Raw genomic sequence first — 6,876 nt, forward strand, 5'->3', positions numbered from 1 at the left:
AAATATTAACTCCAGAGTATAACTTAGACCTTATACATTTTTATTTGATTTATAGCTTTGGTATTTACTTATCCCAACAAAAAGGCCAATGGGGGACAACTCGATTGATTATTTCGGAATTTATTTAGAATGTGTCGGATATTTAGAATATAAATCAATCAAGTCTGATTCCAATCGATTCTTATATGCAAGTTTAATTTTTGTACTAAAATAAAAAGAAGTAATTATAACAAGGTAAGAAAATGAAATTTCATTTTCGCATATCTGTTCTATTAACTTTATTAATTTTTGTTACCAATACATTTCCACTCACTGCCGAAGAATTATTACGTCAATGTACAATTAATCCAAATGGATATTGTTTAGGTTATATAACAGGACTGTATGATGGATGGACTACAAGCAATATTCAAGAAATACTGAAAGAGCAAAACTGCCCTCCCTCTGACAGTTCAGGTTTAAAATTAGCTGTATCAAATGTGCAAATGGTTTGGGTTTTTATGAAATGGGCAACAGATCATCCAGAAAGTCTTTATTTACAGGACTGGCAATCTGTAAGTGAGGCATTTGCTAAAGCATGGCCATGTCCACATTAAACTAATATATATATTCTCCTATCTAAAATGTGTATTTATTGTGACTTTACAGCAGAGAATCTACCTATTGAAAACTGATTTATTGCAGACTAATAGATAATGCAAGGGACAAATGGGACTTATGGGAATCCTTTTCCTGCATTAGGCTCTAGCTGCCCCACATTTAAAGTAATGAAGCGGGACAGAAGGGGCAATTGAGGTTAAATACTTTGACCATCTAATAAAGGCAAAGCAATCAGAATAGATCCTCTGGATTGCACTTAGGACTAAAAGTAAAACTGGGTATTGGGGTTGGCTCTTTCTTCATTGAAGACTTTTCAACTAACTGTTTAGCTCGATGTTCAACTAAATCATTTCGAGAATACCCTGGTTTTTGACCATTCAAGTATTTCAACACATACAACCGGAACGTATTGTAAGTTGCAGTGAAGCTTCCCTCATCCCTAAGAGTTCCCCATATGACGGTCATCGACCAGCCTTTGTCCAAGGCTTCGGAAATGTCTTGGCGCATAGCCAAGAATTCCACTTTATTTTTTCTGGCGTTCGTTCTTTGTTGGCTCTTTTTAGAAGTCATTATGCTTTCTGTTAAGGATTTTTTCATGGTGTTGTCTCCATATTATTGGTTATCCAATCCTTTGAATTTTGTAGTTTATTTGTAACTGCACTCCTTGCTACGTCCCGCTGCTTGTCAGCGGGATCCAGTAGATCTCCCATAAATCACTGGACCCCGTGGACAAGCCACGGGGCGTAGGGTGAGTAGTTACGTTTATTTCTATTTATTTTCGACTTTTTCGGTAACTGGTAACGCCCTTTTGGTAATTTTCGGTAATTTATTATTTATTTCCGTTTATTCATGATTATTTTCGTTACTAATCGTTATTTAAAGAAAAATAACGAATAATTACAAAATTGCGGTTCCAAAATAAATTTCAAAATGCAGGGCAAGATAGGTGAAGTTAGCTAACCAGCGCGCTGGCTACCAAACTTCACGAGCCTTATTCGCACCTTTGGTGCTCAACGTAAAAACCATGTTCATAGTCAATTTTTATTTACCTCCCCAAATTTTACCGGTAAAGACATACAGTCTTGGGGTGCCTACTCCTTTGATTCTTGGCTTGTGTGAGGCTTTGCCATCTGAGGCGGGTTTCAACCAGCCAGCTTGTAATAAAACCCTTGTCACTGTGCGTTGATCAAAACCCTTGCACAGTTCATTTTTGTACGCCTCGGTTAACACCATATAGATTCGAAACCCTTCATCATCTGTTTGATAAAATCCTGCTCGATTGAGAATTTTGTCATTGTTGGGTGAGTTGGCATTATCAAAACGACTGGCGCCATGAGATTCAAAGAAAGCGCGCACCTGCGCCATAATGGCGCGATCTTCACGGTGGCCATCAACCCCAAAAGCATCCTGCCATGCAATAAAACAGGTCTTCGCAGCATGAAACGCTTCGCCTTTTTGCCATCCTATCAGACCAAATTGACTGGCCAGTTCTCCTGCAGCAGCAACCAGGGCAAAGCGTCTTGCAACACGGATAATCTGCCCCGTAGCATCGGATTGAATGACCGCATCAACAAACGTTTGAATGGTGTTGGTAATATATCGGCTTATTGTTTGCCGGTTGGTAACAACATGATTCAGCCACGCCATACCAATTGCACCATGGTATCGGCCACTGTATTTCTTAAGCGATAATGCCATGCTGGCTGGGCTTAGTTGATCGTGAATCGTTTCGAAGATCCCCATCTGACTACCTGCATCCGCTTCAATATCAGCAAGCCTGATTTCCTGACCTGCATTAATACGCTGCCCTGATTTTGCCATAAGTGCTGTCAAAGACTCTTCACCAGCAGATAAGAAAAATAAAGACCATCGGGAAGATTGCCTGACTGTGCCAGTACGAGAAGCACGGGTTTTTCCCTGACCATTGGCCAGTAAATAAGCCGCCTCCCCTGCTTCTCTGGGATCCATTTGACTGAGTTCATCAAGAATCAGCAATCCATCATTGTGTAATGCTGCCAAGCCTTCAAGCCCATTGGTGGTGCTGCGCCATAAACGGCAATAAGATTGTGGGTTTCCCCAAACAGAAGCAGCTAGATTCAATGCCGTGCTTTTGCCTGATGAAGATGCGCCCCTGAAATGAAAACCACCTGAGTCTTCACCAACAATCTTTGCCAGTACAGGTGCAAGAGCAACAGATATGGCAAATACCAGTCTTGAGTTGCCTGATGCCAGCCGACCTATTGAATCTCGCCATTCTTCAACACTACCCTTGGAAGACATTGCTGGTTCAATAGCATTGATATTCTGGAATACAATCTTCTCTGTTGATTGCCCAATACACTGGGAAGCGGTTACAAAGACATCACCATGCCAACCCAGTTTATCAACACATCGTGCACGTGCGTCTACTGGAAAGACCTGTAAATAGGAGGTGAGCAAATCGCGTACTGCTCTATTGGGTGAAATACTCAACCCAAGTCTTGCCAGCTCTCGCCTCACATCGGAGGAGTCGCCTTGCAGTAAGGATAGTGGCATAGCCCACTGGTGGGTTATACCATCATCATCCTGCCATTCCAGCAAACGACCCCATTCACCACTCTGAGCATCTCGGGTTTTGGCAACGACATACAAGGGTGCGCATATCCAACGAGGTGGCAATGGAGTCCCATCCTTATCGATACCGATAAAGGTTAACCCCTCAGCAGTTAATCGAAAACATCCACCAGCATAATCGCAAACAATTGGACGCTGCTTTGGTGAGTTGGGTAATTCAATAACATGATTTTGTGACATAGATAATTCTCCAAACAACAGTCAAACCATCGGAATGAAGCCAATTCATTCTGACGAATTTTAAATTTATGCGTTCTCAACAAGCTGTAACTGACCTTCGTCACTGGTTGAGCGATAAACTTTTTGTTGCTGGAGAAAATTCAACACATCACTTTTTCGGTACAACACCTTGCGACCAATTTTTAAATAAGGAACACCACCACCCGACCAACGGTTACGTTCAAGTAACTGGGTGGAGCAGCTTAAAACTGCCGCAATCGTTTGTTGATTAAAGAGCGCAGAATGAGGCGCTGATTCGAATTCGTTTAATAGATGTAAACGGGATGGTTTTTGTACAGACATATGGGACTCCGCAAGTGATTATTCATTCAGCATAATGCCGACCTGCACGTCCCTGTGGATGAACTCAAATGCCTATCCGACTAAACTTGGACAAGTAATTGATATTCACTAGCCTTTTGGCTTTGATAGCTTCTACTTCAACCTCGGAAAAAAGTATTGCGTATTCCTTCAAACTTTGTCTACAACATAAAGCAATATCAGTATCCAATGTTTTTCTTAATTCTGCCTTTTTACCAAAATAATCTAAGAGCATATCTCTCGCTTTAGCACCAATTAAAAAGTAAGAACTATCATTATCACGAGCAATCTTATTAATTAATTCAAATAACTCGATATCATTATCTGAAAAATTATTCCATCTGTTTTCTAATGAACTTGTCATATATAATTTCCGCTGTTTCTTGAGTTCTTTCATCGAGTGAGCTTAATAAATCGGCATAAACCAAAATGAATGGTACATGGTTTTCTTTATAAGTTTTGGTATCAAAATTCCAGAATTTTTTTATTAGCTCTATATTCCCATTGTTATCTTTTTTTAACCTGCATTTATATTGTAATAGTGGTAATGCATCGTCTGCATAAAGTGTAATTATTTGGGGGCTTAGATAATGAGTTAACTTTGCAGCAGCTATTTCTCCTCCCCAAAGAAAATTAAATTCACAGGGATTTGTTTCTTTAAACTGTGCCAGATTATCTGTTGAAAATTTATCGATCATTAATTTTGGACGTAATTTCTCAGCATAGCCAATACACCATTTACTTAATAAGATATCTTTATTAACCAAATGCTTTTCACCACGATTTTTTTCTACGATATATCCATGCTTTTCTAAAATTAAAAGAGTTTTGCTAACACTTCCTAATGCCACATCACTCATTTTAGCAAGCTCACGATAGGTATGCTCTAACGGTTTTTTAATGACAAGCAATGTAAAAATAAGTTTTATACTGGCAACACTCAGTGTGAATTGAGTGATGTCCGATATACTTTTCTTTTGAGGCGTTTCTCCTTTAATAGAGATAAATACAGGGGGAGAGTTTATATACATATTGCCAGAGAAATCAACGTACTCAATATTCGCCTTTTGCAATTTATCAGCCAAAACTTTATTAATGTGGTTGCTAATTAAAATGCTTTTTTTATTTAAATGTTGCATATATTGAACGATGGCACCAATATTCGAATTATCAATATTGCCAACAAGTTCAGGCTTATAGATTAGCTTATTATTCTTTTCAATTTGGAGGGTTAATTGATTTCGTTTTTCATCAAATTTACATTGAAGCTTTGATCTATCCTTTATGATTGATAATAGTTTGTCTATATTCATCACAATATCCTCTTTGTCATGTTCATAATTATAGCTTGTTCAAAAAAAATGAACAACATGAAAAAATGAACATATGGATTTTGTGATTAGTGTACAGGCATGCGCCTATTTTTCTAATGTTGTCCAGTTTGGGTTGCTATTCCCTTTCTACAATCGAGAAATGTTACCTTTTTGCGTTCCCATTCGCTCTGCAAGCTGTTCTTGCATTAATCCGGCTTGTTGACGCTTCGAAAGTAATGAGTTAACCAATGCAAACTCTGACTCTAGTACGTCATAGGCTTGCTTTACGTCCTCATTTTTAAGTGCTTTCCAAGGAGAGTATGCAAATATTTCCTGGTGGCAACTTTGCCATATTTGACAGATAGTTTCATCAACTGGACTTTATCAAACTGATCAAGATTTTTATCAACTTTTAATTGTAATTGGCTTACATCTTCCGTTAAATATTTCGCATTGTTTAATAAGTCCACCAATAAAAACTCTTTAGTCAGTTTGGTTGGGAAACCATTACTTGGGCGTTTAAAAGAGAAAACACGATGTCCAAGTTTTTTATCTTCATGTCGTTCACTGTTATAAACAACTACTTGGTTATAAAGCTGTGTCAGGCCTAAACCCAATTTATTATAATCATTCCATGAATACATGAGAAAGGGCTTATTGAGAAAACCTTTAACAAGCGCCTCATCAGTCGGTGGTAGTAATCCAAAACGAGAATGCTTTGGTTTGTAATATAAGCCTGTTGCTGGCTTTTTAAGTTTGTTTGCTTCTACTAAGGTATTGAGATCTCTATCCAAATTGCTTGAAAAGGGCAAAAGTTCCTCTCTCCGGTAAACGAAGCCGGCTTTCATATGGGAATATAGGTTGTCACGCTTTAATGTATTCATGGTTATATTATATACAGCCATTCTCTAATTTGCAAAAAATTTTATTAAAATTTCATGTAAATAAAACACTCGTACCTGCTATTTTGTATAGCTATATTATTTGACATAAAATCAGGCGCATCTAATTTAATGTGCTATTTTTCATCAATCAAGAAAATAAAATCAGTCAATCACACCTATTAGATCTGTGACTTGACTCCTTGCAATTTGAGATGCTTTTTTCTCGATTGATTTAAACTCTGCATATTCTAATTCACTCTTAAATGTACATAAAAAAAATTTAATTGTCCGTATCTTTTGATAGCGACTTTCAAACATTGGTAAAACCCATATAAATAAATGTATTGAGATTAGAAAATAAAAAAATAAAATAGGCATTTTGTTGATTGACTCCCAAATGATACTCCCAAGTATAAAAGTAGCAATGGCTATGAAAGCACCCGCTATTGGGTGTTTATAAATAGATGCATTACTGTTAGCTTCTAAAAGCAAAAAGGCTTCGCATTCTGCCAAGGATTTATTTAGAAAATTTTTTTCATAGACTCTATCTTGCTGTAAAATTTTTTTAATTGAATATAACCTTAAGCTGAGATAATGGCGGTTTAATAATTTGTGAGTCTTAGGAGGGATAAATGGTGCATAGTCTTTATCCATTGTATGGAAAACAGTATAGAGCTGGAAAAACATTGATAGTGCTAATAATAGAAAAATCGCTTCATGAACTGTGAAAGATAAATAACACAATAAGATTATAAGAATCCAACTCATAAGAAACATAGCCTTTCGAAAGTTGTTCTTACAAACAGCTTCTCTAAGAAAATACCAATGATTAAATTTATTTAATAACTCATGTTACGCACGGGACTTGCTGGCTGACTAAAAAGCATTAGAATTCCGCTCTTAATTTTAGGGAGGGAATCCAATGG

8 protein-coding genes are annotated in these 6,876 nt (G+C 37.4%); 1 reads left to right on the forward strand and 7 read right to left on the reverse strand.

The features are described 5' to 3' along the window. Positions 1-242: 242 nt before the first annotated feature. Complete coding sequence (locus Lsan_RS10165) at positions 243-596, forward strand: Rap1a/Tai family immunity protein (RefSeq protein ID WP_058514290.1); 354 nt, start codon at positions 243-245, stop codon at positions 594-596. A 235-nt stretch (positions 597-831) separates the two neighbouring features. Here Lsan_RS10165 and Lsan_RS10170 read toward each other — a convergent pair whose 3' ends face one another. The 7 genes from Lsan_RS10170 to Lsan_RS10200 all read right to left on the reverse strand — a co-directional run bounded on the left by Lsan_RS10170 (position 832) and on the right by Lsan_RS10200 (position 6,718). After that, complete coding sequence (locus Lsan_RS10170; RefSeq protein ID WP_058514291.1) at positions 832-1,197, reverse strand: TraK family protein; 366 nt, start codon at positions 1,195-1,197, stop codon at positions 832-834. A 444-nt stretch (positions 1,198-1,641) separates the two neighbouring features. Continuing rightward, complete coding sequence (locus tag Lsan_RS10175; protein WP_058514292.1) at positions 1,642-3,393, reverse strand: DUF927 domain-containing protein; 1,752 nt, start codon at positions 3,391-3,393, stop codon at positions 1,642-1,644. Positions 3,394-3,459: 66 nt separating this feature from the next. Continuing rightward, positions 3,460-3,735: a MerR family transcriptional regulator gene (locus Lsan_RS10180; protein WP_058514293.1), complete on the reverse strand. Its 276-nt coding sequence runs from the start codon at positions 3,733-3,735 to the stop codon at positions 3,460-3,462. Positions 3,736-3,799: 64 nt separating this feature from the next. After that, positions 3,800-4,117 carry a hypothetical protein gene (locus Lsan_RS22605; protein WP_058514294.1) on the reverse strand — a complete coding sequence of 106 codons (318 nt, stop codon included), beginning with the start codon at positions 4,115-4,117 and terminating at the stop codon, positions 3,800-3,802. After that, positions 4,086-5,066, reverse strand: a complete 981-nt coding sequence (locus Lsan_RS10190; RefSeq protein ID WP_058514295.1) for a type IV toxin-antitoxin system AbiEi family antitoxin — start codon at positions 5,064-5,066, stop codon at positions 4,086-4,088. Before Lsan_RS10190 ends, Lsan_RS22605 begins: the two co-directional genes overlap by 32 nt. Positions 5,067-5,350: 284 nt before the next feature. Then, complete coding sequence (locus Lsan_RS10195; RefSeq protein WP_058514296.1) at positions 5,351-5,950, reverse strand: hypothetical protein; 600 nt, start codon at positions 5,948-5,950, stop codon at positions 5,351-5,353. Between the two features lie 162 nt (positions 5,951-6,112). Next, a complete protein-coding gene (locus Lsan_RS10200) occupies positions 6,113-6,718 on the reverse strand; it encodes a hypothetical protein (protein WP_058514297.1) in 606 nt (201 codons plus the stop codon). Between the last annotated feature and the right edge of the window lie 158 nt (positions 6,719-6,876).

The sequence above is a fragment of the Legionella santicrucis genome, assembly GCF_001468135.1.
GTDB classification, from domain to species: Bacteria; Pseudomonadota; Gammaproteobacteria; order Legionellales; family Legionellaceae; genus Legionella; species Legionella santicrucis.

Excerpts from the sequence above, each read along its gene's own strand:
- Lsan_RS10165 (WP_058514290.1), top strand. The coding sequence starts at position 243 with ATGAAATTTCATTTTCGCATATCTGTTCTATTAACTTTATTAATTTTT.
- Lsan_RS10170 (WP_058514291.1), bottom strand. The coding sequence starts at position 1,197 with ATGAAAAAATCCTTAACAGAAAGCATAATGACTTCTAAAAAGAGCCAA.
- Lsan_RS10175 (WP_058514292.1), bottom strand. The coding sequence starts at position 3,393 with ATGTCACAAAATCATGTTATTGAATTACCCAACTCACCAAAGCAGCGT.
- Lsan_RS10180 (WP_058514293.1), bottom strand. The coding sequence starts at position 3,735 with ATGTCTGTACAAAAACCATCCCGTTTACATCTATTAAACGAATTCGAA.
- Lsan_RS22605 (WP_058514294.1), bottom strand. The coding sequence starts at position 4,117 with ATGACAAGTTCATTAGAAAACAGATGGAATAATTTTTCAGATAATGAT.
- Lsan_RS10190 (WP_058514295.1), bottom strand. The coding sequence starts at position 5,066 with ATGAATATAGACAAACTATTATCAATCATAAAGGATAGATCAAAGCTT.
- Lsan_RS10195 (WP_058514296.1), bottom strand. The coding sequence starts at position 5,950 with ATGAATACATTAAAGCGTGACAACCTATATTCCCATATGAAAGCCGGC.
- Lsan_RS10200 (WP_058514297.1), bottom strand. The coding sequence starts at position 6,718 with ATGAGTTGGATTCTTATAATCTTATTGTGTTATTTATCTTTCACAGTT.